The sequence below is a fragment of the Cupriavidus sp. a3 genome (genome assembly GCF_051015765.1).
GTDB classification, from domain to species: domain Bacteria; phylum Pseudomonadota; class Gammaproteobacteria; order Burkholderiales; family Burkholderiaceae; genus Cupriavidus; species Cupriavidus oxalaticus_A.
The window spans coordinates 1,355,950-1,377,447 of the sequence record NZ_CP170644.1; the positions used below are offsets into that span (position 1 = coordinate 1,355,950).

Here is a 21,498-nt window from a genome sequence, read left to right on the forward strand (position 1 = left end):
ACTCCTTCGTTCTGCACCGCGCGGCTCAGGCCGGCAGCGCGCGTGCGACGAGCGTGATGAGGGACCCGCTTGCCAGGCAAAGCCCTACCCATCCGCCCAGGATCAGCGCAGTGTCAAGCCAACGCATGATCGACTCCATGAACCGGGCTGCTCGCTGGCAGCCCGGTGGTTACAGGGGGCCGGCAACTTGCCGGCCGTTTTCCAGACGCTTGCCTCAGGCGATTGCACCGTCGGTGTAGGGGTCAGCCTTGCCGACACGTGCACCGTCGGTGTAGGGGTCAGCCTTGCCAACACGTGCGCCATCGGTGTACGGGTCGGCGCTGCGTGCCGGCGAGGCCGAGACGCCGCTGCGGTCCAGTCCGGCGACGATGCGGGCACCGTCGGTGTACGGATCAGCCTTGCCGACGCGTGCGCCTTCGGTGAACGGGTCGAACTGGCCGCTGCGTGCCGGCGAAGCCGAGACGCCGCTGCGATCCAGGCCGGCGACGATGCGGGCACCGTCGGTGTACGGATCAGCCTTGCCAACGCGCGCACCTTCGGTGAACGGGTCGAACTGGCCGCTGCGCGCCGGCGAAGCCGAGACGCCACTGCGATCCAGGCCGGCGACGATGCGGGCACCGTCGGTGTACGGATCAGCCTTGCCGACGCGTGCGCCTTCGGTGAACGGATCGAAGTTGCCGGTGCGGGCACCGTCGGTGAAGGCATCGGTCTTGCCAACGCGGAACTGGTAACCGTACTTGTCACCGGCGAAGCTGCTGTCCTGCACGCCAGCGGCGTGGGCGGCGCCACCAGCGAAGGCGGCAGCAAGGGTGGCGGCGGTGATGAAGGTCTTGGCGAACTTGGTCATGATGGGCTCCAGGGGGCGATGTTTCGGATCGCGTCAATCGGTGTCAGTGGCTTCGCGGTGCTTTTTTTGGGGTAGTTATCTACTAGTAGATAGATCACCTGCCCTGAAAAAATGACCGCCTTCGGTCATGCATGGGATCGTCGCTGGGCCCTGCTCTTCGTTGCTGCTGGCGCTGCGGCGCTTCCATGAGTCAAATACTATCTACTACTAGGTAGATAGTCAAGGAAGAATATTTCTATGGGACTGATAGCCGATAGTAAGTCTTTGATTCCAAAAGAATATAGCGAGAAAAAAAGCGGACGCGAGCCGCCAATGAAAAAAGCCGCCGCGCAGCTTTCGCCACCCGACGGCTCTGGACGCGCCACTGACAGCGCGATAGATCGGAACGCTAACCCTTAGCCAGCCACGGCTGCCATCAGCGTATCGGCCGCTGCCTCGACGCGGTCGGACGTGCCGAACAACCGGGCTGCGATCAGGCCACTTTGCAGCGAACCGAACACCACCTGCGCCAGCCGTGGCGGCGGCACGGGGAATGGCGTGCTGCGCAGCGGCTGGGCACGCTCCAGCAGTCCCGTCAGCCATTTCTCGTGCATCAGGTAGAAGCCCTGCAGCAGCTGGTGCACGGATTCGGGCAGGCACAGGGTTTCGGTCGACAGCATGCCGCACAGGCAGATCTGGTCGGAGCCGCAGCTGTTGCGGAACGGCGCCAGGTAGATCGCGGCCTGCTCGGTGACCGGCAGCTTCGTGTCGATGGCGCGCAGGTGCTCGCTGAGGCGGGCGCTGTATTCCTTCACCGCCTCGAGGACGAGGTCGTCCTTGGTCGGGAAGTAATAGTGGATGCTGGAAGTCTTCACACCCACCAGCTCGGCCAGGTCGCGATAGCTGAAGCCGTTGAAGCCGCGGCGGCGGATCAGGACCAGGGTGTGCTCGAGCAGTTGCTCGCGTACGGATTGCGTTTTCATAAAGGCAGTGTATCTACGCGAAGATAGGCGCTCAAGCTGAAATGCCCCGGCGCCCGGGTAATCCCCTAGCGCCGAGGCATCGGCTTTACGGTTTTAGCCAGGCAGGACCTGCGCGGCGAAGGTGATCATCGAGCCACTCGTCACGCAGAGCACCAGCCATCCGCCAAGCAGCAGGATGCTGTCACGCAAACTCATGATGGACTCCATCGGGCAGCGGCCTTGCTGGCCGCCGCCGTAAAGGTGGTTAAGCCGCCGGCCGGTGGCCGGCAGGGATCAGGCGAGCGCGCCGTCGGTGTACGGGTCGGCCTTGCCCACGCGCGCACCGTCGGTGTACGGGTCGAAGCTGCGCGACGGCTCGGACGACACACCGCTGCGGTCCAGCCCGGCTACGGTACGGAAGCCGTCGGTGTAGGGGTCGGACTTGCCGACGCGTGCACCTTCGGTGAACGGGTCGAACTGGCCGCTGCGGTAGCTGACAGTGCGAGCACCGTCGGTGTACGGATCAGCCTTGCCTGCACGGCCATCGGTGTACGGGTCGAACTTGCCGGCACGCGCGCCTTCGGTGAACGGATCGAACTTGCCGGTGCGGGCACCGTCGGTGAAGGCATCGGTCTTGCCTACGCGGAACTGGTAGCCGTACTTGTCACCGGCGAAGCTGCCGTCCTGCACGCCGGCGGCGTGGGCGGCGCCACCTGCGAAGGCGGCGGCAAGGGTGGCGGCGGTGATCAGGGTCTTGGCGAACTTGGTCATGATGGGCTCCTGGTGGCGATGTTTCGGATCGCGTCAATCGGTGTCAGTGGCTTCCTGCTGGGCTTTTCTCGCACTTCCATCTACTAGTAGATAGATGGACGGCGCTAAAAAAAGACCGCATAGCGGTATTGCGATGGGATCGCCACTTCTCCGCCCTTCCTGCTTTGCTGCTGGCGGTGCAGCGGTTCCATGGAGAGAATGCTATCTACTACTAGGTAGATAGTCAAGACAAAATTTTCCTATCGGCGCGATAGGACGGCCCATGGGGCAGAGATCCGTCCGCCCGGATGGACATTTCTTAACATGTTCATCGTAGCCTGCTAGCCTGAAATAACACGGACCCGACCATGGCACGCCGCCCTAGCATGTTCGACACGCCGCATCCCGACCCTGCTGCAACCGTCCCCGCTCCGGCGGCGCCGGGCACGCTGCGCTGGCTTGCCGTGGCGGCGGGCGTCGCGCTGGCCGCCGGCGTTGCGCGCCATCTACTGTTTCGTGCGGTGGAGCGCAAAGCATTTGTCACGCGAACGGATGAAACAAGCACCGGGACTCCCGTGCCCTGGTCATCCATGCCTGTGCGGCATACCACGTTCGCCAGCGGCGATCGGGAACTGCATGCCCGCTTTGTCCCAGCCGCCCGCCACGATGCGCCCGCGCTGATGGTCTGCCATGGCGACAATGAAACCCTGGCCGACTGGCTGCCGGTACAGGCCCTGCTGGCCGAGTCCGGCATCGCATCCTTCGTGTTCGACTACAGCGGCTATGGCCGCAGCAGCGGGCGCCCTTCGGTGCGCCACCTGCGCCAGGACGCCATGACTGCATACCGGCAGTTTGTTGCGGCCGCGCCCGCGGCGTCGCGCCGCGTGGTGCTGGGCCATTCGCTGGGCTCGGGCATCCTGCTCGACGTGGCGCGGCACTTCGCGCCGCAGCCCGACGGCTATGTCATTGCCGCCGGCTTCAGCTCGGCGCGGCGCGCCGCGGTGCAGACCGGCCGCGTGCCGGCCTGGGCAGCGTGGCTGCTGCCGGATCCCTGGAACAACGCCGCGCGTGCCAGCCGCCTCGAACGTCCGCTGCTGGTGGTGCATAGCCGCGCCGATGCCGTGTTCGCGCACGTCCATGCGGAGCGCGTGGCCGCCGCCGCGCGGCACTTGCATCAATTGGTGATGCATGACGCCATGCCGCATGGCGCCGCCATCGAGCCAGACCATATCGCCGCATTCTGGTCGCCGATCGTGCGTTACGTACATGAATTGGACACCCTCCCGCAGCATGAAACCGGCGCGCGCGTGGAGGTCGTGGAAGCAGGCGGGGAATGCAGCCAGGGCCGGAATCCGCTCGAAAACCCGCACAAAAACAGCGATCCGATGCGCGTGCCAGGCAAGCAGTGAGGGGGCGATCCGAAGTCGCCGGACAATCTACCGCAGACTCCCGCAAGCGGCAATCATCCTTGTGGGCGAGGCACCACGGCAAGGAGGCCAAGAGGCCTTTTATCGATTTCTTGTCTATATTTGACCTCGTGGCACAAGCATCGCAATTTCGCTTTGACAGAACTGGAGGTACTGCCATGCGTTGGCTTGCAAACTTGTTCAGTCCGCCGACCCCGGAAAAAATCGCCGAAAGGGAACTGCAAGACATGAGGCTGACGCTATTCCAGGCCGAGCGGAAGTTGCTCGAGGCGCAGATGCAGGTGGCCTACTACCGCGACATGGTCGCGTTCCTGGAAGATGTCTCGGCCAAGGGCGTGGAGGACGTGGTGGACAAGCGCCGCGCCACCGTGCCGGCAATGGCCGAGTTGCCCTCCGCCGCGCAGAATGCGCGCGCGCCGGGGCTGACCACCGTGCCGATCGTTCCGTCCGCCGCCTGAACCGGCAGTCGTGCCGCCCTGCCCGCATGGCGGGCGTGCGGCATCAGCGGGCCTGACCTGTGCGATACTCGCGCTGCCTGCCGCGCCCATCGGCGCGCGGGCACGCCGTCACACAGGAACCTGCCCCATGAGCGAACTGCTGCCCGCCATTGAAATCGAAACCGCGCCCGATCCCCGCTGCGCCGTGATCTGGATGCACGGGCTGGGCGCCGACGGCAGCGACTTTGCACCGGTGGTGCCAGAATTGCGGCTGCCCGCCTCGCCTGGCGTGCGCTTTATCTTTCCGCACGCGCCGGCGATTTCCGTGACCTGCAACGGCGGTTATGTCATGCCGGCCTGGTATGACATCTATTCCCTCGACGAGGCCGGCCGCCGCGCCGATGAGGCCGGCATCCAGGCCTCGTGCAATGCCATCCGCGCGCTGGTCGCGCGCGAGAATGCGCGCGGCATCCCCTGCAGCCGCATCGTGCTGGCCGGGTTTTCACAGGGCGGCGCCATCGCCTATACCGCGGGCCTGACGCATCCGGAACCGCTTGCCGGCATCGTGGCGCTGTCCAGCTATATTCCCGCGCCGGGCACGGTGGCAGCGCAGGCCAGCGCCGCGAATGCCGCCACGCCGGTGTTTGCCGCGCACGGCACGCAGGACGATGTGGTGCCGTTGCAGCTGGGCGTTGCGGCACGCGACTTTATCCAGGCGCGCCAGCATCCGCTGACATGGCAGACGTACCCGATGGGGCATTCGGTCTGCCTGGAAGAGATCGTTGCCATCGGCGCATGGCTGGCGGAGCGCTTCGGCCCTGCCGGTGCCTGACCTGATCAAACGCCGATAACCCTGACAGATCGCCGCAAGGGCCACGCCCGCGCGGCAAGCCGTACCCATGAGCCTCGCCCCACTGCCCCGCATCGATTTCAACACCCGCAAGGCGCTGCTGTTCGCGCTGACCGCCGAGCGCCTGTCGGCCTATTACGAGCACCGCAAGTGGATGACGGACGCACAAGGCGCGACGCTCGCAGGCGAATGGCTGTCGCGCTCGCGGCTGCAGCTGCCGCTGTCCGAGCGGCGTTTGCTGTCGGAACTTAGCGACCAGTTTGCACGACAGCTGGCCGAGACGCTGTCGCGCGAAGCGGGCTTGTATGCCGCGCACGAAATGATGGAAGCGCTCGATCCCAACTATCAGTCTGCCTTTGCGCACGACATGCTCGATGAATGCGAACGGCTGCTGCGCGAGAACGGCGTGATGGAATAAGCGAATCAGCAAATTAGCGCTTTTCGCCGGCATTGCGGGAATTGGCGAAAACGCTAAATCGTTAGATGGGGCACGATCGCGGGAGAGCTTGCCAGAGCGTCCAGACGTGGCATAACCGCTGTGTTTGCAAAGGTTGACAATCGCTTTGCGGCGGGGCGCTTACACTGCGCGCTCCAATAATGCCCCCATCGATTCCACCATGGAACGCAAGCACTGCCTCGCCTGGATCGCGCTGAGCATGATCGCAGCGGCCTTGCTGACGCTGCTGTGCCTGATCCTCAATGACCACGCAGAGACCCGTGCCGCCACCCGCATACGGCAGATGGAAGTCCGCGTAGGCACGCAGGTATCGCCGCAGGCGGGTGCGCCCCGGCCCGCGACTTCAGAACGACGACCAGGTAGTTAAGAAGGACAACGCACGGGCGGAGCGCGGGCTTGAGTCTAGTCGCGGCCCCTGGCCGCGACTGCAAAGAATTGATAACGATTGCGTCGCGTCACTGGTTCGGCCAGGACAGGCCGGCGGCCTGTGCCAGCGCCAGGTAAGACGTTGCCAGGTGGTATGGCGAAGTCGACGGCATCTCCGCACGCACCACGTCGCCTGAAGGCGCGAGGCATTCGTGCCATCCCTGCGCATGCAGGAAGCGATTGCGGAACTGCCCGGCCCACGCTTCCAGCGTAGCCAGCGACCCGGGTTGTCCATGCAGCGCCAGTGCGCGTGCATACTCGGTCTGCGCCCAGATGCGCTGGGTACCGTCGAGCAGCCCGCCACGCGCGTCCAGTGCCGCGCTGACGCCCAGCGTGCCGGGCGCCACGCCATGCCGCTGCGCAAAGTCGAAGGCCTGGCGCAGCGCGCCTTCCAGCGGCAGGTCGCCGAACAGCTGCGGCCGGCTTGCGACCAGCGAGAACCATTCGAACTGGTGGCCCGGTTCGATGCGATTGTCGGCACTGCCCTGCGGCAGCTCGGCGATACAGCCGCTCGCGGGATCGACAAAGCGCTCGAACACGGCCATCGCGATCTCGCGCAGCCGCTCGGCATACCATTCGTCGCCGGTCGCATCGAGCGCCGCCAGGTAGGCCTCGGTCAGGTGCATCACCGGGTTCTGCAGCACGCCTGCGCCTTTCGGGCGAAAGTGCTCGTTAAGCGCGGCATGGTACAGCCCGCCATCTTCGGTGAAGAAGTCCTCGACGACGTCGACGGTTTCGTCGAGCACTTCGAGCGCATCGGGATTGCCGCGCAGCGCGTGGTAGCTGGCGCAGGCAAAGATCACGAAGGCGTGCGTGTAAAGGTCGCGCGTGGTGTCCAGCGGCGAACCGTCCGGTCCCACGCTGTAGATCCAGCCGCCCGCCCCGTCGCCGAAATACGCCTGCAGCGAGCCGAACAGCGTATCAGCATGCGCATGCTGGCCCGCCACCGAAAACACATAAAGCTGCCGCGCACACGCCATGGCACGGTAGCGCGCCGCCGGCAGCGGCGCGGCCGTGGCGCCGTCGAGGGCCTCATAAGGCAGGAACAGGCCGGCATTCCAGCCGCTGGCAGTCCACAGCGGCAGCACCGTGGCGTCGTAGTGCGCCGTCAAGGCGGCGACCTGTTGGTTGAGTGCGGTCGAATTGAGCATGGTCGGTGGCGAGAAGCAGGCGCCACGTGGCGCCAGGCGCAGAAGGTTACTGGATTCGGCGCAGCGGGGGAAGCCGCGGCACGCGTATCTTGCCATGCCGCGGTTGCAATTCTCCGATGGCACCATGCGCCTGTAGTTGCTAGCATCAAATGCGTCCCACCTGCCAACGGGAGGAGCCAATGTCGACCCTGCCCCTTACGCTTTCGGACCATCACCGCACGCTGGTACTGCACGTGCTGGAAGAGCCATCCGGCCAGTACACCTGGCGCATTGTCATGGAAGAACTTTGCGGCGCGGCCGATGCCGACTGCACTGTTGAAGCGCCTTCCACATACAGTTCGCATGCCGAGGCCGAGGCAGCCTGCTGGGCCGCCGGCAATGGCATGCTGGATGGCCCGCGCGCGGCGAGCGAACTGCGCACCACCTGAAGCACGCCGCCCGCGCTGCCATGTGCAGGCGCGGGCGTCCGGGTGGCCCCGATCCTTGCGCGCTGCCGCGCATGTCCTAGTCTGGAATCGTGGCAGTGGCAACGCGGGCAGGCTATTTGCCCGCGATTCTCCGTTCCGGCCACGCCCAGGGCCTTCCCGAAGCCTGGGTGCTTCCCTGCCACCTGCCTGTCATCTTCCTGGCCTTAACTGGCCTGGTCGCCTCGCCGCGCTTGGCATCGGTGCGGTGGCAGGGCCGCAGGAGCATGAAATGGAAAAGCCGGTCGTCTCTCCGCAGCGCTTCGTCGAGCTGATGAACGAGCGCCTGAGCAAGCATCCCTTGTACCAGGAGGGCATGCGCGTCTATGCCATTCCGCAGCACACCGACCATCCGCGCAGCCTGGTGTGCGTAGGGCCGCGCGGCACTGAATGCGTGTGCGCCACCATCGAGAATATCGTGCGTGGCGAATGCGAGGTGGTCCCCGACATTGCCCAGGACTGGCACCGTCCCCGCCCTCACGGAAGTCCACACGAAGCGCGGGCACGCTGAACGCCCGATAGCGCATGCCCAGCGGATTGCATGACGAGAACGCCAGCTACCGCGGCTATCGCATCCATGTCGCGGCGCTGCGCTATGGCAGCCAGCACGATGGCTGGTGGACGCTGCGCGCCGAAGTCTGGCATCGCGGCACGCGGCTGCCATGGCCGTGCCCCGTGATGCAGACGCGCTTTGGCTGTGCCGGCGATGCCACGCGCGCGGGCATGGCGTGGGGCCGCGAAGCCATCGACTCGGATATCGCCGGACAGCGCGATGCCGAGGAAGCGGTACAGCCCTAGCAACCGCCGCGTTCAGACATCGATGGCCGCGTCCGATTTCACCTTGCGGCGCAACTCGAACTTCTGGATCTTGCCGGTCGAAGTCTTGGGCAGCGGCCCGAAGTACACCGCCTTGGGCACCTTGAAGCCGGCCAGCAGCGTGCGGCAATGCCCGATCAGGTCCTCCGCGGTGGCACTGGCGCCATCCTTCAGTTCGACGAAGGCGCACGGCGTCTCGCCCCACTTGGCGTCAGGCTGAGCCACCACCGCCGCGGCAAGCACCGCGGGATGCCGGTAGAGCGCGTCCTCCACTTCCACGCTGGAAATATTCTCGCCGCCGGAAATGATGATGTCCTTGCTGCGGTCCTTGATCTTGATATAGCCGTCGGGCATGCACACGCCGAGGTCGCCGGTATGGAACCAGCCGCCGGCGAAGGCCTCGCGCGTGGCCTTCTCGTTCTTCAGGTAGCCCTTCATGCAGATGTTGCCGCGGAACATGATCTCGCCGATGGTCTCGCCGTCGGCGGGCACGGGCTGCATAGAATCAGGATCGAGCACCGCCACCTGCGACTGCAGGTGGTAGCGCACGCCCTGGCGCGCCTTGCGCACGGCGCGGTCCTGTTCCGACAGCGTGCGCCAGTCGTCCTGCTCGGCACAGACCGCGGCCGGGCCATAAACCTCGGTCAGGCCATACACGTGCGTGAGTTCGAAGCCCATGGCCTCCATCTGCGCCAGCACCGCTGCCGGCGGCGGCGCGCCGGCGACCATGCCGCGCACCGGGCCGCGCACGCCTTCGCGCCACGATGCGGGCGCGTTGACCAGCGCGGTATGCACGATCGGCGCGGCGCAGTAGTGCGTGACGCCTTCCGCGCGCATCAGGTCGAACACGAGCCTGGGTTCGAACTTGCGCAGGCAGACGTTGACGCCCGCGCGCGCCGCGATGGTCCAAGGGAAGCACCAGCCATTGCAGTGGAACATCGGCAGCGTCCACAGGTAGACCGGGTGCTTGGGCAGGTCCCATTCCAGGATGTTGGAGATCGCGTTGATGGCCGCGCCGCGGTGGTGATAGACCACGCCCTTGGGATCGCCGGTGGTGCCCGAGGTGTAGTTCAGCGCGATCGCATCCCATTCGTCGGCAGGCATGCGCCACGCATAGTCCGGGTCGCCTGAAGCCAGGAAGGATTCATAGTCGGTCTCGCCGAAAGGCTCGGCCTGCGGCCCCAGCGCATCATGGACCGCGATCACCTTGAGCCCGGGAATTTCCAGCGCAACCTGCCGCGCAACGTCGGCAAACTCGGTGTCGGCGAGCAGCACGCGGGCCTCGCCATGGCGCAGCATGAAGACGAGGTTGGCGGCGTCGAGCCGGATATTGAGCGCATTGAGCACCGCGCCCGCCATCGGTACGCCAAAATGCGCCTCGACCATGGCCGGCGTGTTGGGCAGCAGCGCGGCCACGGTGTCGCCCTTGCCGACGCCGGCACGCGCCAGCGCGCTGGCCATGCGGCGCGCGCGCGCATACGTGTCGCGCCAGTTCTGTCGCACCGGACCGTGCACGATGGCCAGGCGGTCGCCGTACACCTCCGCGGCGCGGACCAGGAAGTCGATGGGTGTGAGCGGTACGAAATTGGCCGCATTGCGGGCCAGGCCGCTGTCGAAATCGGTTGGCATTGCTGTGTCTCCGCTAGTCGCACTTTTTCTGGGGCAAGGCTATCATCGCACACGCCCGGCGCACTGTCGTCCGGACGACAAACTTCCCGCAAACCCGCGCCGGCCAAGGCTTACGCAAATCTTACAAAGTGCCGCGCAGCCGCTCGCGCCGATGTCATGACCGCATCCCAGAACCCCACTCGCGCCCCTGAAAGCATGCTTGCCAGCCATGTGTGGTACGCCGCGCTGGCGGCGGAACACCAGGCGCTGGCCGCGCGCGAGACACTGCTGCAGTCCTTCGCCGCGGGCGCCTTCATTGCCCGGCGCGGCGAGCCTTCGCGCTACTGGATCGGGGTCGACAGCGGCCTGATCAAGCTGGCGGTGTACACGCCGGACGGACGCGGCTGCACCTTCTCCGGCGTGCCGGCCGGCGGCTGGTGCGGCGAAGGCAGCGTGATCAAGCGCGAAGACCGCCGCTACGACGTGATCGCCATCCGCGACTCGCAAGTGCTGCTGGTGCCCGAGCCGGTCTTCAACACGCTGCTGGCGCAGAGCCTGCCGTTTGCAAGCTTTGTCGTACGCCAGCTCAACGAGCGCATGGGCCAGTTCATCGCCACGGTGCAGAACGACCGCCTCCTCGGCGCCGATGCGCGCGTGGCGCAGGCAATCGCGCAGCTGTTCCATCCCGACCTGTATCCGCGCACCAGTCCCGTGCTGGAGCTGTCGCAGGAAGAAATCGGCCTGCTGACCGGGCTGTCGCGGCAACGCGTCAACCAGGCGCTGCGACGGCTGGCCGACGCCGGCATGGTGCATCTGTCCTACCAGAGCATCCGCGTGACCGACCTGCCGCGCTTGCGCAGCTTCGGGCTGTCAGAGCTGTAGCGGTCAAGGTTTGGCGGCGCTGGCCGCCAAACCATATGTCTTATTTGTGTGTCAATCACCAGAACGCGGGTTACCTTGAACCCTGCCGTTCGCACACACTCGCGCCCGCAGGGTGGGCGAGCCACCCTGTTGGCGGGGCTGCATGAGCCACGGGTCGACCAGCGCGGTCCCTGCCATAACCAGAACCACATAAAGCCAAATACAGGGATGAAAACCACAAACTTGTTTCTGACGGGTCTGGCTGTCGCCGTGCTGACAGCATGCGGCGGCGGAGGAGAAAGCGAAGCGCCGGCTTCTTCGGCTCCGACCACCAAGATCAGCGGCACGGCCGCAGTGGGCGCGGCGCTGGGCAATGCCAGCGTGCAGGCCAAGTGCGCATCGGGCAGCGGCACCGCCACCACCGCCGCGGACGGCACCTTCACCATCGATATCCCGAACGCCACGCGCCCGTGCGTGCTGAGCGTCACGACGCCGGACGGCACCACGCTGCATTCGGTCGTGGAAGCCGGCAGCGGTACCACCGCCACGGCCAACATCACGCCGCTGACCGAGCTGATCACCGCATCGCTGGCCGGCGGCGACACCGACGCCTTCTTCAACCAGTTCGATGCCAGCGCACAGGCCAAGCTGACCACCAGCGGCCTGAACACGGCCACCGAGGCCGTGAAGCTGGTACTGACCGGCGTGGTCGACCTGACCGGCGTCGATCCGCTCAAGGGCACGCTGGTAGCGGCCAATGGCAGCACTGCGGGCAACGCTCAGGATCAGCTGCTCGACCAGCTGGGCGAGCGCCTGGAGTCGTCGCAGACCTCGCTGGACGAGCTGTCGTCGGCAGTCGCCTCCAATGCAGGCGCCACGGCGATCCAGACCGCGCTGCAACCGGCGGCGGCAAGCTGCGCGGGCCTGCGCTCGGGCAAGTACCACCTGGTCGGCCTGAGCTACCCGTCCGGCACCATTGCCGAAGTCGATGCCAGCGCGCTGACGATCACGCAGAAGTCCAGCTTCGCCGCGGACGCACCCTCCGGTTCGTCGGTGACGCTGACCCCGGATGCCGCCGAAGCCTGCCGCTTCACCGTCTCGTCCGGCGGCAGCGTCACGACCGTGCTGATGTCGAAGTCCGGCGTGGGCCTGGCCGTGCCGGCAGCGCCGATGCCGAACCCCGGCGTGGCCATGCTGATTCCCGCCCAGTCGCTGACCCTGGCCGACCTTGCCGGCAACTGGAACGGCCTCGGCTACGAGCGTGAGGACGCCGGCTCGCCACTCAAGCCCAGCCGCGTCACACTGAGCCTGGATGCCGACGGCAAGGCGACCGCGGGCGCCGACTGCACCGGCATCAACAGCTGCGAAAGCTGGCCGGCAGCCGAGCTGCCGACCTTCTCCGCAATCGGCAACGGCATCTTCGGCTTCAACGACCTCTATGCCAGCGCGCAGCCCGTCTACACCTTCAAGGGCACCGATGGTCAGATGATGGCGGTGATCCCGCATGAAGACGGCTTCATGATCTTCAGCAAGCAGGTTGACCGCGCGCTGCCGGCAGTCGGCTATTCCAATGCGTATTGGGATAACGCGGTGATGTACCTGCGGCCCGCGGGCGGTGGCACGCCTGTGCTCACCTTCACCGGTACGGAGAAATGGAGCACGGTGGTCGAATCGGCCGACGCGCAGACTGGCATCTATACCCGCAAGCGCGTCGAAGACGGCCGCCTCGACAGCTGGAAGCAGAACGTGCCGGCGCCTGGCCTGCGCTATCGCGAAGCGAGCACCGCCGCAGCCGAGTCGATCGCGATGGTGCTGGGCAATACCGGCGTGAACGTGTCGATCGGCGTGAACAACGTCAACTTCTACAGCATCTCGCTCAACCGTCCGTAATCCACCGCACGGCGAATCCGGACATCCGTTGTCCGGATTCGCTCCAGGCCGGCACCGCCCCGCGACGCCGGCCTTTTCTTTGCCGATCGCAAAACCGCAGACAAAAAAATACCCACAGCCGGGTGGTAGTGGGTAACGAAAAGTGGTGCGGACATGTCGCGGAACTGTCCACGACGAGGATCTTCGCACCGGCGCCGCGCCGGGCCAATAATCTTTCCGGACTAGTCGCGCCCACTCGTCTGGTGCATGGACAATCTCCATGGATTCTTGTCCAATGTCAGTCGACCCGTTGCCCGCTGCGACGGCATCCAGACTGACCTGCGCCCCGCTGCTCACGGCGCCTGTTCCCCATGCCCCACGCCCGCCTGCTGCTGATCGACGACCACACCCTGTTCCGCACCGGCCTGCGCCTGGTCCTGGCCGACAGCCCGAGCGTCGGGCAGATCATCGAAGCCGGCTCTGTCATGCAGGCGGTACAGGACCATGCCGGCGCCGCGGTCGATATCCTGCTGCTCGATATCCAGATGCCGGGCCTGAACGGCCTGGAGGGCGTCAAGGTATTGCGGCGGCATTTCCCCGCGGCGCGCATCCTGATCGTTTCCGGCACTTCCGGACTGGAAACCATTCCGGCCGACGTGCGGCGCGAGATCGCCGGCTTCCTGCCCAAGTCGGCCGATGCGCGCGAGATCGAGGAAGCGATCGCCTGCTGCCTCGCCGGCGGCATGCATTTCTCCGATGACGCCAGTGCGGCCGGCCGTGCCGCCGCGCCGGCGCCGTATGCCGCCAGCACGCTCACGCCGCGCCAGCTGGAGGTGCTGCACCAGCTCACGCTGGGCCGCTCCAACAAGGTCATTGCCTACCACATGGGCCTGTCCGAAAACACCGTCCGCGTTCATGTGGCCGCCATCCTCGACCACCTCGGCGTGGTCAGCCGCGTCGAAGCCATCCTGGAAGCGCAGCGCCGCGGGCTGGTGCAGGCGGCGCGATGACCGCGGACCAGGCGCCGCCGCGCGTAAGGGGAGATCGCCCGCAGGGCGTGCGGCTGCTGCCGCGCTTCGACGAGCCGCGGCTGCTGGCCGCGCAGATGGCGCTGATCGACCAGAGCTTCGGCATCGCCATGCTGGGCTGCTCGCTGGCGGCTTTTATCCTCGCCGCGGGCCTGAGGCTGTCGGGCGACCGTCCCGGCGCCCTGCCCTGGGCCTGCGCGATGGCAGTGGCCTGCGCGGTGGCGTACTTCGGGCGGCTGGCGCTGGCCGGACGGCTGACCGAGGCAGGCGCGGGCCGCTATGCGCGCGGCATGACCGCCATGCTCGCGCTGATCGGCGCGCTGTGGGGACTGGTGGCATGGCTCTACCTGGACGTGAGCATGCCGGCGGTGGTGATCTGCGTGCTGTCGCTGATCGCCGGCATGAGCGCGGCGGCGCTGGCGGTGTTCTCCGCCTGCCTGCCGGTGGCGATCGGCTTCTTTATTCCGTCGATCGTGCCGGTCTGGATCGCGTTCCTGGTCACCGGCGATATCGAATACCTGCCCATGTTCCTCGGCACACCGCTGTACCTGTTCGTGCTGATCATGTTCGCACGCAACTATTCGCGCGTGGCGCGGCATTCGATCGCGCTGCGCTTCGAAAACATCGAGCTGATCTCGCAGCTGCGCGAGCAGACCGCGCGTGCCGAGGCCGCGCAGCATGCGGCGGAGCAAGCGAGCCGCGCCAAGTCGGTGTTCCTGGCCTCGGCCAGCCATGACCTGCGCCAGCCGCTGCATGCGATGGGGCTGTTCCTGGTGTCGCTGGGCCGCACCGCGCTGGATGCGCGCCAGCGCCAGTTGCTGGAGCATGTGGAGGCATCGTCCGGCGCCGCACGCGAAATGCTGAACTCGCTGCTGGACTTCTCCAAGCTCGAAGCCGGCGTGGTCACGCCGCGGCCGCGGCCGTTCCGGCTGCAGCCGCTGCTGCACAAGCTCGAGAACGAATTCGCGCCGCAGGCCGATGCGCGCGGGCTGGTGTACCGCACGCGCGATACCACCACAACGCTGTACGGCGATCCCACGCTGGTCGAACTGGTGCTGCGCAACCTGATCGCCAATGCGATCCGCTATACCCGGGAGGGTGGCGTGCTGGTGGCGTGCCGCCAGCGCCGGCTGCATGCCGTGATCGAGGTATGGGACACCGGCATCGGCATTCCCGCCGCACAGCATCGCGAGATCTTCCGCGAGTTTCACCAGCTCGGCAATCCGGAGCGCGACCAGCGCAAGGGGCTGGGGTTGGGGCTGGCCATCGTCGAGGGGCTGGCGCGGACGATGCGCACGCACGTCACGCTGGGCTCGCGGCCGGGGCGGGGGTCGGTGTTCCGCTTCGTGATGCCGCGCGCGTGGAGCACGCCGGAAGACACGCCGCACCCGGTGGCACCGGGCGGGCTTGACGGGCTGCGCGTGCTGGTGATCGACGACGACGAAGCGATCCGCACCGCCATGTCGGAGCTGCTGGGGGCATGGCAATGCGACTGCCGCACGGCCGAATCCGAGGACGAGGCGCTGACCATGCTCGCGGCGTTCCAGCCTGCACTGGTGCTTGCCGACTACCGCCTGCGCGGCCATCGCACCGGCCAGGAAGCGCTGGACGCGATCCGGCAGCGGCTGGGCCGTCATGTGCCGGCGATCATCATCACGGGAGATACGGCGGCGGACCGGCTGCGGACCGCGCATGCGGCAGGCACGCTGCTGCTGCACAAGCCGGTGGTTCCGCAGGAATTGCACGCGGCGATCGACACGCTGCTGCGCGATGCCCCCGCGCAGAATGTGCAGGACGCGCAGGGCGAAACACGCCGCGGCCATTCACAGGCCGAAGCTGATTAGGACGGCCCTCCCGCATCAAGCCGGATGGCCGCGCACCGCTGCGGGCGTCAGCCGCCCGAATGCAGCGGGGACAGCGAGTAAGCGAGCACCAGTCCCGCCACGATCGCCGGCGAGCCCAGGCGAATCGCGGCACTGCGCGACAGCACGCCCAGATACACGTACAAGCACACCAGCACCATCGCAGTCACATACAGCAGGCTGTCATAGACTTGCATGGACGTCTCCCTTGGCCTTTTGTTCTTATTGCTTTACTTTGGTGGTCTGCCGGCGAAGCGTGATGCAAAGGCACTGCGTGGGGGTCGCTCCGCCGCCATGCTAAGGCTGTCTGTTACCAAGGATAGTCGGGAGTTCGCGCGGGCGTGGCAATCATGGAAATCCCTTTGCGGCGGCGCACCACGGCTGGTGCGCTGCCGCAAGGGAGGCGCGGCAGGTCAGCCGGCGGGCAGCATTTCCGGGTTCCAAGCGACCTCCCACAGGTGCCCGTCGGGATCCTGGAAATAGCCCGCATAGCCGCCCCAGAACGTGTCCTGCGCCGGTTTGACCACGGTAGCGCCTGCCGCCTTCGCCTGCGCCATCACGGCATCGACTTCCGCCTTGTCGCCGACATTGTGGGCCAGCGAAAAATCGGTGGACGCGCGCGGTGTCACCGTCAGCCCGGCGTCGTGCGCCAGGCTCGCGCGCGGCCACAGTGCCAGCTTCAGCCCGGACTGCAGGTCGAAGAACGCCACCGCGCCGTGCTCGAACTGCTGGCCGACGATTCCCGGTGTCGACAGTCCCAGGCCATCGCGATAGAAGCGCACAGCGCGCTCCAGGTCGTCGACGCCCAGCGTGACCAGTGTGATGCGAGGCTTCATGGCACTACCCTCCTGCAGATGTGGTGGGCCTAGCGCTGGCCGAAGGCGGCGCCGGCAAACAGGTCCTTCAGTTCGCGCGGCTGCGAGCGCCAGTACTGCTTCGGCGCATGGACGCTGGCGCCCAGCCGCGCGGCCGCATGCCACGGCCAGCGCGGGTCGTACAGCATGGCGCGCGCCAGCGAGACCGCATCGGCCTCCTGGTTGGCAATGATCGCTTCGGCCTGCTCGGGCTCGGTGATCAGGCCCACCGCGATCGTCGGCAGCCCCACTTCGGCCTTGACGCGCTGTGCGTACGGCACCTGGTAGCCCGGGCCGAGCTTGATCGCCTGCTGCGGCGAGACGCCGCCGGTGGTGACGTGGATGGCCGCGCAGCCGCGCGACTGCACTGCCTTGGACAAGGCCACCGTGCCCTCGATGTCCCATCCGCCCGGCACCCAGTCGGTGGCCGAAATGCGCATCCACACCGGCCGCTCCGCTGGGAACGCTTCGCGCACCGCGTCGAAGACTTCGATCGGAAAGCGCATGCGGTTTTCCAGGCTGCCGCCGTATTCGTCGTCGCGATGGTTGGCCAGCGGCGACAGGAACTGGTGCAGCAGGTAGCCATGCGCGGCATGGATCTCGATGCCGTCCAGCCCGAGCCGTGCCGCGCGCCGCGCCGCCGCGACAAAGTCGTCGCGCACCTTGTCCATACCGGCCCGGTCGAGCGCGGCCGGCGGCACTTCGCCGTCGCCATGCGGCACCGCCGACGGCGCCACGGCGTGCCAGCCGCCGGGCGCATCCGGCGCGATCTGCTGACCCCCGTCCCACGGCGCATGGCTCGACGCCTTGCGGCCCGCATGGCCGAGCTGGATCGCTATGCCGATGGGCGAATGCGCGCGCATCGCCTGCACCACGCGCCCCAGCGCCGCCTCGTTGTCGTCCGAATACAGGCCCAGGTCCTGCGGCGTGATGCGGCCTTCCGGCGAGACCGCGGTCGCTTCCACGATCAGCATGCCGGCGCCTGACAGCGCCAGCGTGCCGAGATGGATCATGTGCCAGTCGCCGGCGTTGCCGTCCTGCGCCGAGTACTGGCACATCGGCGCAATGATGATGCGGTTGGCGAGCCGGAGGCTGCCGATTTCCAGCGGTTCGAACAGATGGCTCATGCGTTGCTGCTCCTTGCAGGTCATGCCGGCCCGCAGCGGGGCCGGGGGAAATCTGGATTCTAGGCCGATGCCGGGATTGCTGCCGGCGACGTTCACGGTGCCGCGCGGCGCTGGCCGGCCAGGCTCAACACCAGCGCCAGTGCCAGCGCCGCCGCGCCGCAGCCGAAGATCAGCGCGTAGTTCTCATGCGAATGCGCAAACAGCCATGCATAGCCGTAGCCGGCCAGCGCCTGGAACAGCGCAAAGGCACTGGTGGCATGGCTCCATGCGGCGCGCTGCGCGGCAGGGTCGTGCGGCAGCGCCTCCTGGATCGCGCCCAGTCCGAGCGGCGCAATGCCGGGCGTGAAGGCACCGAGGACCACCGCCGCCACGCCCAGCGCAAGCGGATCGCCGCACAATGCCAGCATCGCCGCGGCAAGTCCCTGCAGCAGCAGCGCGACGCGATAGGCAACGCCGAAGCCGATGCGTTCGCCGGCAAAGCCGCACACCAGCGGCCCGGCGATCGCGCCCAGGCCATAGAGCACCCAGTACGATGCGCCGACCTCGCTGCCGCGCCCCAGCCCGCGTGCGACCAGGTCGACCAGCAGCAGCATCGCCGGCACCAGTCCGAACGCATTGATCGCGTATTGCGCGTAGAGCCATTGCAGCCGACGCCGCGCCGCTGCCGGCGGTGCCTTTGCCGCCGCGCCCGCACCGGATTGCGGCAGCGGGCCGGGCCAGCCGAACCAGCTGAACACGGTCAGCGCCAGCGCCAACGCGCCCAGCCCCAGCCAGGTCTCGCGCAGGCCGAACTGCAGCAGGCGCGGCACGAGCGTGCCCGAGGCAGCGATACCCAGGCCAAGCCCGACGAAGATCGTGCCCATCGCCAGCCCGCGGCGCGGCGCCGGGATATGCGGCAGGATCGAGGTCGCCACCAGCACCATGATGCCGCCCCCGGCCAGCCCCGAGACAAAGCGCCAGCCGAAGAACCACGCCACCGACAAAGGCCACGCGCAGGCAAAGAATGCCAGCGTGGCGGCAAGCATCAACGCGCGCAGCACCGTGCGGCTGGACCAGACCGATACCATCGGCCGGCCCAGCAAGGCGCCGGCCAGGTAGCCGGCGAAGTTGGCCGCGCCCAGCGCGACGGTCTGCGAGGCCGGGAACCAGTGCGACTGGATCAGCGGCGGCACCAGCGCGGTGTAGGCAAAGCGCGCCAGGCCGATGGCGACGAGGCTCGCGCACAGGCCGCACAGCGCGGCGTAGATCTCGCGCCATGCCAGGGGATCTTGCGCGGTGGGGGCGGCGCAGAGGCCGGCAGGTCTGGACATGGGAATCTCCGGTGTGGCCCCCGCCCTTGCGCCGGGCAAAACGGGGCCATCGGCGCCAGGCATGGCGCCGGAAAAAGGGCATGCAGCTGCCCGCCACGCTGCCTGGGCGGCGTGTCCGGGAACTACAAACGGGAAAGGTCAGGCAGGGATGGCGGGAATCAGCCGGTGCCGGGCACCGCGCCCGCGCTCAGTGGCGGCAGGCCGAGCAGCGCCAGCGTCGGCCGCACAGCCGCCTCGAGCAAGGCGCGCTGTGGGGCGGACCGAGCCAGCACGCGCATGCCGAGCAGCGTCGCCAGCAGCTGTGCCGAAGCGTCGTCGGCCGACACGCCGGTGCTGGCCGCGCCCTGCTGCTGCGCGGCGGCGAAACGGTCGCGGAAGAATGCGCGGATTTCGGCGAATGCGTCTGCGACCTTCTGCTGCAGGCCTGGATCGTCAGGCGTGACTTCCAGTGCGGTGTTGACCAGCAGGCAGCCGCGGTGCAGCGGATCCGCCAGTGAGCGCTCCAGGCTTTCAGACAGGTACGCCGAAATGGCCGCGCCGGGTGGCAGCGTCGTGCCCAGCCGGGCGATCCGCTCGCGCATGCTGGCTTCGACATAGCCTTCCAGCGCCAGCAGGAACAGCGAGCGCTTGTCGCCGAAGGCGTTGTACAGGCTGGGCTGGGTCATACCCATGGCACTGGTCAGGTCGCGCGTGGACGTGGCCTCGTAGCCGCGCGCCCAGAAGGCATCCAGCGCCGCCGTCAGCGCGGTCTGTTCGTCGAATTTGCGGGGTCTGGCCATGGTCGCTCGATTTTGTATCGTTCGCTATGAAACGAATTATAGATCGATCGATACAAAACACAAGGCCATGCTCGATGCAAGTGTCAGGCAAGGGTCAGGCCGGCGCCAGCGGGTCGGGCGCGACCAGCCGCAGCCAGCTCGCTATCGCCGCCACCGCGGCAAACGCGGCGCCCAGCGCCAGGGCCAGCCCCGGACCGTGGGTTCCGCCGATGCCGAAGCACAACGCCACCAGCGCGGCGCCGGTGGCCTGGCCGAGCAGGCGCGCGGTGGCAATCACCCCGCTGGCGCCGCCGCTGCGCTCACGCGGCGCGCTGGCCATCAGGGCCTTCAGGTTGGGCGACTGGAAAAAGCCAAAGCCGGCCCCGCAGATGCACATGCGGATGCCGATATCGAGCGCGCTGGGATTGTCCGGCAACAGCGCCAGCGACACCATGCCCGCACTCAGCACCGCCAGTCCCACGCCACCCAGCAGGCCGGGCGGATAGCGGTCGGAAAGCCGGCCAGCGAGCGGCGCCATCAGCGCCACCACCACCGACCATGGGGTCAGCAGGAACCCGGTCTCGACCTGCCCTCGCCCCAGCACATGCTGGAAGTAGAACGGCAGCGACACGAACGCCAGCCCCTGCGCCGCGAACGAGCACACCGCGGTCAGCGTAGACAGCGCGAACATCGGCCGGCGGAACAGGTCCAGCGGCAGCATCGGCGCGGGCCGGCCGCGTTCGCGCCAGACCAGCAGCCCGAACGCCACTACGAACACGCCGGCGGCCGCGAGCGATTCGTGCAGCGGCGCGCGCTGCGCGCCCTCGCCGAGCGCGAAGATCAGCGCGGCAAAGGCCACCACGTTGAGGAGCGCCGCGACCCGGTCGAAAGATTGCGTGCCGCGCGGCGTCTGCGGCAGCGCGCCGCGCGCGATCCCCAGCGCCAGCAGACCGATCGGCAGGTTGACGGCAAACAGCCACGGCCACGTGCCGAACGACAGGATCACCGACGCCACCGTCGGCCCCACCGCGAACGACACCCCGACCACCAGCGCGTTCAATCCCACCCCGCGCCCCAGCCTGTGCATCGGAAAGATCGAGCTGATCAGCGCCGTGTTGACGCTCATGATCGCGGCCGCGCCGATGCCTTGCAGCGCACGTGCCGCCGCCAGCGTCGGCAACGACCACGCCAGCGCGCAGATGACCGACGCGACGGTGAATACCGCGACGCCGCCAAGATAGATGCGCCGGTGCCCCAGGATGCCGCCCAGCGCCGCGAACGGCAGCAGCGTGGCGACCATGGCCAGCTGGTACGCATTGATCACCCAGACCGACGCCGCCGGCGTGGCGCGCAGGTCGGCGGCGATCGAGGGCAGCGCCGTATTGGCGATGGCGGTATCGAGGGTCGCCAGGGCGACCGCGATCAGGATGGCGGCCATGCCGCGGCGCTCGCGCGCTGTCATGGCGTTGTCTGCGGCGGCGGCAGACGCGGAGGGAAGGGGCGCTGTGCTTGACACTGTCGTTGCCGGTTACCGGTGGCCGCCAGTGGCAGCACCAGACCGACACGATACGGGAAAACGCTTCAGCGTGCTGAACAGGGCTTCATATGTATGCACATTTCCCGCAGGATTCCCGTCCGCCGCCGTGCAGTCTGCC

At 67.4% G+C, this 21,498-nt stretch carries 23 protein-coding genes; 12 read left to right on the plus strand and 11 right to left on the minus strand.

What is annotated here, in order from left to right:
* Positions 1-214 precede the first annotated feature (214 nt).
* From ACAD63_RS27975 to ACAD63_RS27985, 3 genes are all read right to left on the minus strand, one after another.
* Positions 215-847, minus strand: a complete 633-nt coding sequence (locus ACAD63_RS27975; protein WP_135703918.1) for a copper resistance protein CopQ — start codon at positions 845-847, stop codon at positions 215-217.
* A 395-nt stretch (positions 848-1,242) separates the two neighbouring features.
* Complete coding sequence (locus ACAD63_RS27980) at positions 1,243-1,809, minus strand: TetR/AcrR family transcriptional regulator (protein WP_133093255.1); 567 nt, start codon at positions 1,807-1,809, stop codon at positions 1,243-1,245.
* 273 nt (positions 1,810-2,082) lie between these two features.
* The gene (locus ACAD63_RS27985) at positions 2,083-2,559 is read right to left on the minus strand and encodes a copper resistance protein CopQ (RefSeq protein WP_434034094.1); all 477 of its coding nucleotides are present in this window, start codon (positions 2,557-2,559) and stop codon (positions 2,083-2,085) included.
* Positions 2,560-2,906: 347 nt separating this feature from the next.
* On the opposite strand from ACAD63_RS27985, the gene ACAD63_RS27990 reads away from it, so the two are divergent.
* From ACAD63_RS27990 to ACAD63_RS28010, 5 genes are all read left to right on the plus strand, one after another.
* Positions 2,907-3,947: an alpha/beta hydrolase gene (locus ACAD63_RS27990; RefSeq protein ID WP_240745782.1), complete on the plus strand. Its 1,041-nt coding sequence runs from the start codon at positions 2,907-2,909 to the stop codon at positions 3,945-3,947.
* A gap of 176 nt (positions 3,948-4,123) precedes the next feature.
* Positions 4,124-4,423 carry a hypothetical protein gene (locus tag ACAD63_RS27995; RefSeq protein WP_133093257.1) on the plus strand — a complete coding sequence of 100 codons (300 nt, stop codon included), beginning with the start codon at positions 4,124-4,126 and terminating at the stop codon, positions 4,421-4,423.
* 127 nt (positions 4,424-4,550) lie between these two features.
* Positions 4,551-5,234 (plus strand): alpha/beta hydrolase, encoded by a 684-nt coding sequence (locus ACAD63_RS28000; protein WP_133093258.1) that lies wholly within the window; start codon positions 4,551-4,553, stop codon positions 5,232-5,234.
* 67 nt (positions 5,235-5,301) lie between these two features.
* Positions 5,302-5,670 (plus strand): hypothetical protein, encoded by a 369-nt coding sequence (locus tag ACAD63_RS28005; protein WP_135703916.1) that lies wholly within the window; start codon positions 5,302-5,304, stop codon positions 5,668-5,670.
* 199 nt (positions 5,671-5,869) lie between these two features.
* Entirely contained in the window at positions 5,870-6,076 is a 207-nt protein-coding gene (locus tag ACAD63_RS28010) for a hypothetical protein (RefSeq protein ID WP_084402732.1), read from the plus strand.
* 88 nt (positions 6,077-6,164) lie between these two features.
* On the opposite strand, the gene ACAD63_RS28015 is transcribed toward ACAD63_RS28010, so the two are convergent.
* Positions 6,165-7,286 (minus strand): AGE family epimerase/isomerase, encoded by a 1,122-nt coding sequence (locus ACAD63_RS28015; protein ID WP_135703915.1) that lies wholly within the window; start codon positions 7,284-7,286, stop codon positions 6,165-6,167.
* Between the two features lie 179 nt (positions 7,287-7,465).
* On the opposite strand from ACAD63_RS28015, the gene ACAD63_RS28020 reads away from it, so the two are divergent.
* From ACAD63_RS28020 to ACAD63_RS28030, 3 genes are all read left to right on the plus strand, one after another.
* On the plus strand, positions 7,466-7,714 hold the full coding sequence (locus ACAD63_RS28020; RefSeq protein WP_133093261.1) for a hypothetical protein: 249 nt from the start codon (positions 7,466-7,468) through the stop codon (positions 7,712-7,714).
* A gap of 268 nt (positions 7,715-7,982) precedes the next feature.
* Entirely contained in the window at positions 7,983-8,261 is a 279-nt protein-coding gene (locus ACAD63_RS28025) for a hypothetical protein (RefSeq protein WP_135703914.1), read from the plus strand.
* Between the two features lie 14 nt (positions 8,262-8,275).
* Complete coding sequence (locus tag ACAD63_RS28030; protein WP_135703913.1) at positions 8,276-8,548, plus strand: hypothetical protein; 273 nt, start codon at positions 8,276-8,278, stop codon at positions 8,546-8,548.
* A gap of 12 nt (positions 8,549-8,560) precedes the next feature.
* Here the strand turns inward: ACAD63_RS28030 and ACAD63_RS28035 are convergent, their stop codons facing one another.
* Positions 8,561-10,195, minus strand: a complete 1,635-nt coding sequence (locus ACAD63_RS28035; RefSeq protein ID WP_434034095.1) for an acyl-CoA synthetase — start codon at positions 10,193-10,195, stop codon at positions 8,561-8,563.
* 156 nt (positions 10,196-10,351) lie between these two features.
* Between ACAD63_RS28035 and ACAD63_RS28040 the strand changes: the two genes are divergently transcribed.
* The 4 genes from ACAD63_RS28040 (at position 10,352) to ACAD63_RS28055 (ending at position 15,776) form a co-directional block, all read left to right on the plus strand.
* On the plus strand, positions 10,352-11,056 hold the full coding sequence (locus ACAD63_RS28040) for a Crp/Fnr family transcriptional regulator (RefSeq protein WP_133093265.1): 705 nt from the start codon (positions 10,352-10,354) through the stop codon (positions 11,054-11,056).
* Positions 11,057-11,263: 207 nt separating this feature from the next.
* Positions 11,264-12,925 carry a hypothetical protein gene (locus ACAD63_RS28045; RefSeq protein WP_135703912.1) on the plus strand — a complete coding sequence of 554 codons (1,662 nt, stop codon included), beginning with the start codon at positions 11,264-11,266 and terminating at the stop codon, positions 12,923-12,925.
* Positions 12,926-13,275: 350 nt separating this feature from the next.
* Positions 13,276-13,914: a response regulator transcription factor gene (locus tag ACAD63_RS28050; RefSeq protein ID WP_135703911.1), complete on the plus strand. Its 639-nt coding sequence runs from the start codon at positions 13,276-13,278 to the stop codon at positions 13,912-13,914.
* On the plus strand, positions 13,911-15,776 hold the full coding sequence (locus ACAD63_RS28055; RefSeq protein WP_434034096.1) for an ATP-binding response regulator: 1,866 nt from the start codon (positions 13,911-13,913) through the stop codon (positions 15,774-15,776). The genes ACAD63_RS28050 and ACAD63_RS28055 overlap by 4 nt, the downstream gene beginning before the upstream one ends.
* Before the next feature lie 47 nt (positions 15,777-15,823).
* Here ACAD63_RS28055 and ACAD63_RS28060 read toward each other — a convergent pair whose 3' ends face one another.
* The 6 genes from ACAD63_RS28060 to ACAD63_RS28085 all read right to left on the minus strand — a co-directional run bounded on the left by ACAD63_RS28060 (position 15,824) and on the right by ACAD63_RS28085 (position 21,305).
* On the minus strand, positions 15,824-15,991 hold the full coding sequence (locus ACAD63_RS28060) for a hypothetical protein (RefSeq protein ID WP_165971435.1): 168 nt from the start codon (positions 15,989-15,991) through the stop codon (positions 15,824-15,826).
* Between the two features lie 216 nt (positions 15,992-16,207).
* The gene (locus ACAD63_RS28065; protein ID WP_135703909.1) at positions 16,208-16,630 is read right to left on the minus strand and encodes a VOC family protein; all 423 of its coding nucleotides are present in this window, start codon (positions 16,628-16,630) and stop codon (positions 16,208-16,210) included.
* A 29-nt stretch (positions 16,631-16,659) separates the two neighbouring features.
* On the minus strand, positions 16,660-17,775 hold the full coding sequence (locus ACAD63_RS28070) for an NADH:flavin oxidoreductase/NADH oxidase (protein WP_135703908.1): 1,116 nt from the start codon (positions 17,773-17,775) through the stop codon (positions 16,660-16,662).
* A 92-nt stretch (positions 17,776-17,867) separates the two neighbouring features.
* A complete protein-coding gene (locus tag ACAD63_RS28075; protein ID WP_434034097.1) occupies positions 17,868-19,085 on the minus strand; it encodes a YbfB/YjiJ family MFS transporter in 1,218 nt (405 codons plus the stop codon).
* A gap of 158 nt (positions 19,086-19,243) precedes the next feature.
* Positions 19,244-19,864 (minus strand): TetR/AcrR family transcriptional regulator, encoded by a 621-nt coding sequence (locus tag ACAD63_RS28080; RefSeq protein WP_434034098.1) that lies wholly within the window; start codon positions 19,862-19,864, stop codon positions 19,244-19,246.
* A 94-nt stretch (positions 19,865-19,958) separates the two neighbouring features.
* Positions 19,959-21,305, minus strand: a complete 1,347-nt coding sequence (locus ACAD63_RS28085) for an MFS transporter (RefSeq protein WP_195427434.1) — start codon at positions 21,303-21,305, stop codon at positions 19,959-19,961.
* Positions 21,306-21,498 lie beyond the last annotated feature (193 nt).

Excerpts from the sequence above, each read along its gene's own strand:
- ACAD63_RS27975 (WP_135703918.1), bottom strand. The coding sequence starts at position 847 with ATGACCAAGTTCGCCAAGACCTTCATCACCGCCGCCACCCTTGCTGCC.
- ACAD63_RS27980 (WP_133093255.1), bottom strand. The coding sequence starts at position 1,809 with ATGAAAACGCAATCCGTACGCGAGCAACTGCTCGAGCACACCCTGGTC.
- ACAD63_RS27985 (WP_434034094.1), bottom strand. The coding sequence starts at position 2,559 with ATGACCAAGTTCGCCAAGACCCTGATCACCGCCGCCACCCTTGCCGCC.
- ACAD63_RS27990 (WP_240745782.1), top strand. The coding sequence starts at position 2,907 with ATGGCACGCCGCCCTAGCATGTTCGACACGCCGCATCCCGACCCTGCT.
- ACAD63_RS27995 (WP_133093257.1), top strand. The coding sequence starts at position 4,124 with ATGCGTTGGCTTGCAAACTTGTTCAGTCCGCCGACCCCGGAAAAAATC.
- ACAD63_RS28000 (WP_133093258.1), top strand. The coding sequence starts at position 4,551 with ATGAGCGAACTGCTGCCCGCCATTGAAATCGAAACCGCGCCCGATCCC.
- ACAD63_RS28005 (WP_135703916.1), top strand. The coding sequence starts at position 5,302 with ATGAGCCTCGCCCCACTGCCCCGCATCGATTTCAACACCCGCAAGGCG.
- ACAD63_RS28010 (WP_084402732.1), top strand. The coding sequence starts at position 5,870 with ATGGAACGCAAGCACTGCCTCGCCTGGATCGCGCTGAGCATGATCGCA.
- ACAD63_RS28015 (WP_135703915.1), bottom strand. The coding sequence starts at position 7,286 with ATGCTCAATTCGACCGCACTCAACCAACAGGTCGCCGCCTTGACGGCG.
- ACAD63_RS28020 (WP_133093261.1), top strand. The coding sequence starts at position 7,466 with ATGTCGACCCTGCCCCTTACGCTTTCGGACCATCACCGCACGCTGGTA.
- ACAD63_RS28025 (WP_135703914.1), top strand. The coding sequence starts at position 7,983 with ATGGAAAAGCCGGTCGTCTCTCCGCAGCGCTTCGTCGAGCTGATGAAC.
- ACAD63_RS28030 (WP_135703913.1), top strand. The coding sequence starts at position 8,276 with ATGCCCAGCGGATTGCATGACGAGAACGCCAGCTACCGCGGCTATCGC.
- ACAD63_RS28035 (WP_434034095.1), bottom strand. The coding sequence starts at position 10,195 with ATGCCAACCGATTTCGACAGCGGCCTGGCCCGCAATGCGGCCAATTTC.
- ACAD63_RS28040 (WP_133093265.1), top strand. The coding sequence starts at position 10,352 with ATGACCGCATCCCAGAACCCCACTCGCGCCCCTGAAAGCATGCTTGCC.
- ACAD63_RS28045 (WP_135703912.1), top strand. The coding sequence starts at position 11,264 with ATGAAAACCACAAACTTGTTTCTGACGGGTCTGGCTGTCGCCGTGCTG.
- ACAD63_RS28050 (WP_135703911.1), top strand. The coding sequence starts at position 13,276 with ATGCCCCACGCCCGCCTGCTGCTGATCGACGACCACACCCTGTTCCGC.
- ACAD63_RS28055 (WP_434034096.1), top strand. The coding sequence starts at position 13,911 with ATGACCGCGGACCAGGCGCCGCCGCGCGTAAGGGGAGATCGCCCGCAG.
- ACAD63_RS28060 (WP_165971435.1), bottom strand. The coding sequence starts at position 15,991 with ATGCAAGTCTATGACAGCCTGCTGTATGTGACTGCGATGGTGCTGGTG.
- ACAD63_RS28065 (WP_135703909.1), bottom strand. The coding sequence starts at position 16,630 with ATGAAGCCTCGCATCACACTGGTCACGCTGGGCGTCGACGACCTGGAG.
- ACAD63_RS28070 (WP_135703908.1), bottom strand. The coding sequence starts at position 17,775 with ATGAGCCATCTGTTCGAACCGCTGGAAATCGGCAGCCTCCGGCTCGCC.
- ACAD63_RS28075 (WP_434034097.1), bottom strand. The coding sequence starts at position 19,085 with ATGTCCAGACCTGCCGGCCTCTGCGCCGCCCCCACCGCGCAAGATCCC.
- ACAD63_RS28080 (WP_434034098.1), bottom strand. The coding sequence starts at position 19,864 with ATGGCCAGACCCCGCAAATTCGACGAACAGACCGCGCTGACGGCGGCG.
- ACAD63_RS28085 (WP_195427434.1), bottom strand. The coding sequence starts at position 21,305 with ATGACAGCGCGCGAGCGCCGCGGCATGGCCGCCATCCTGATCGCGGTC.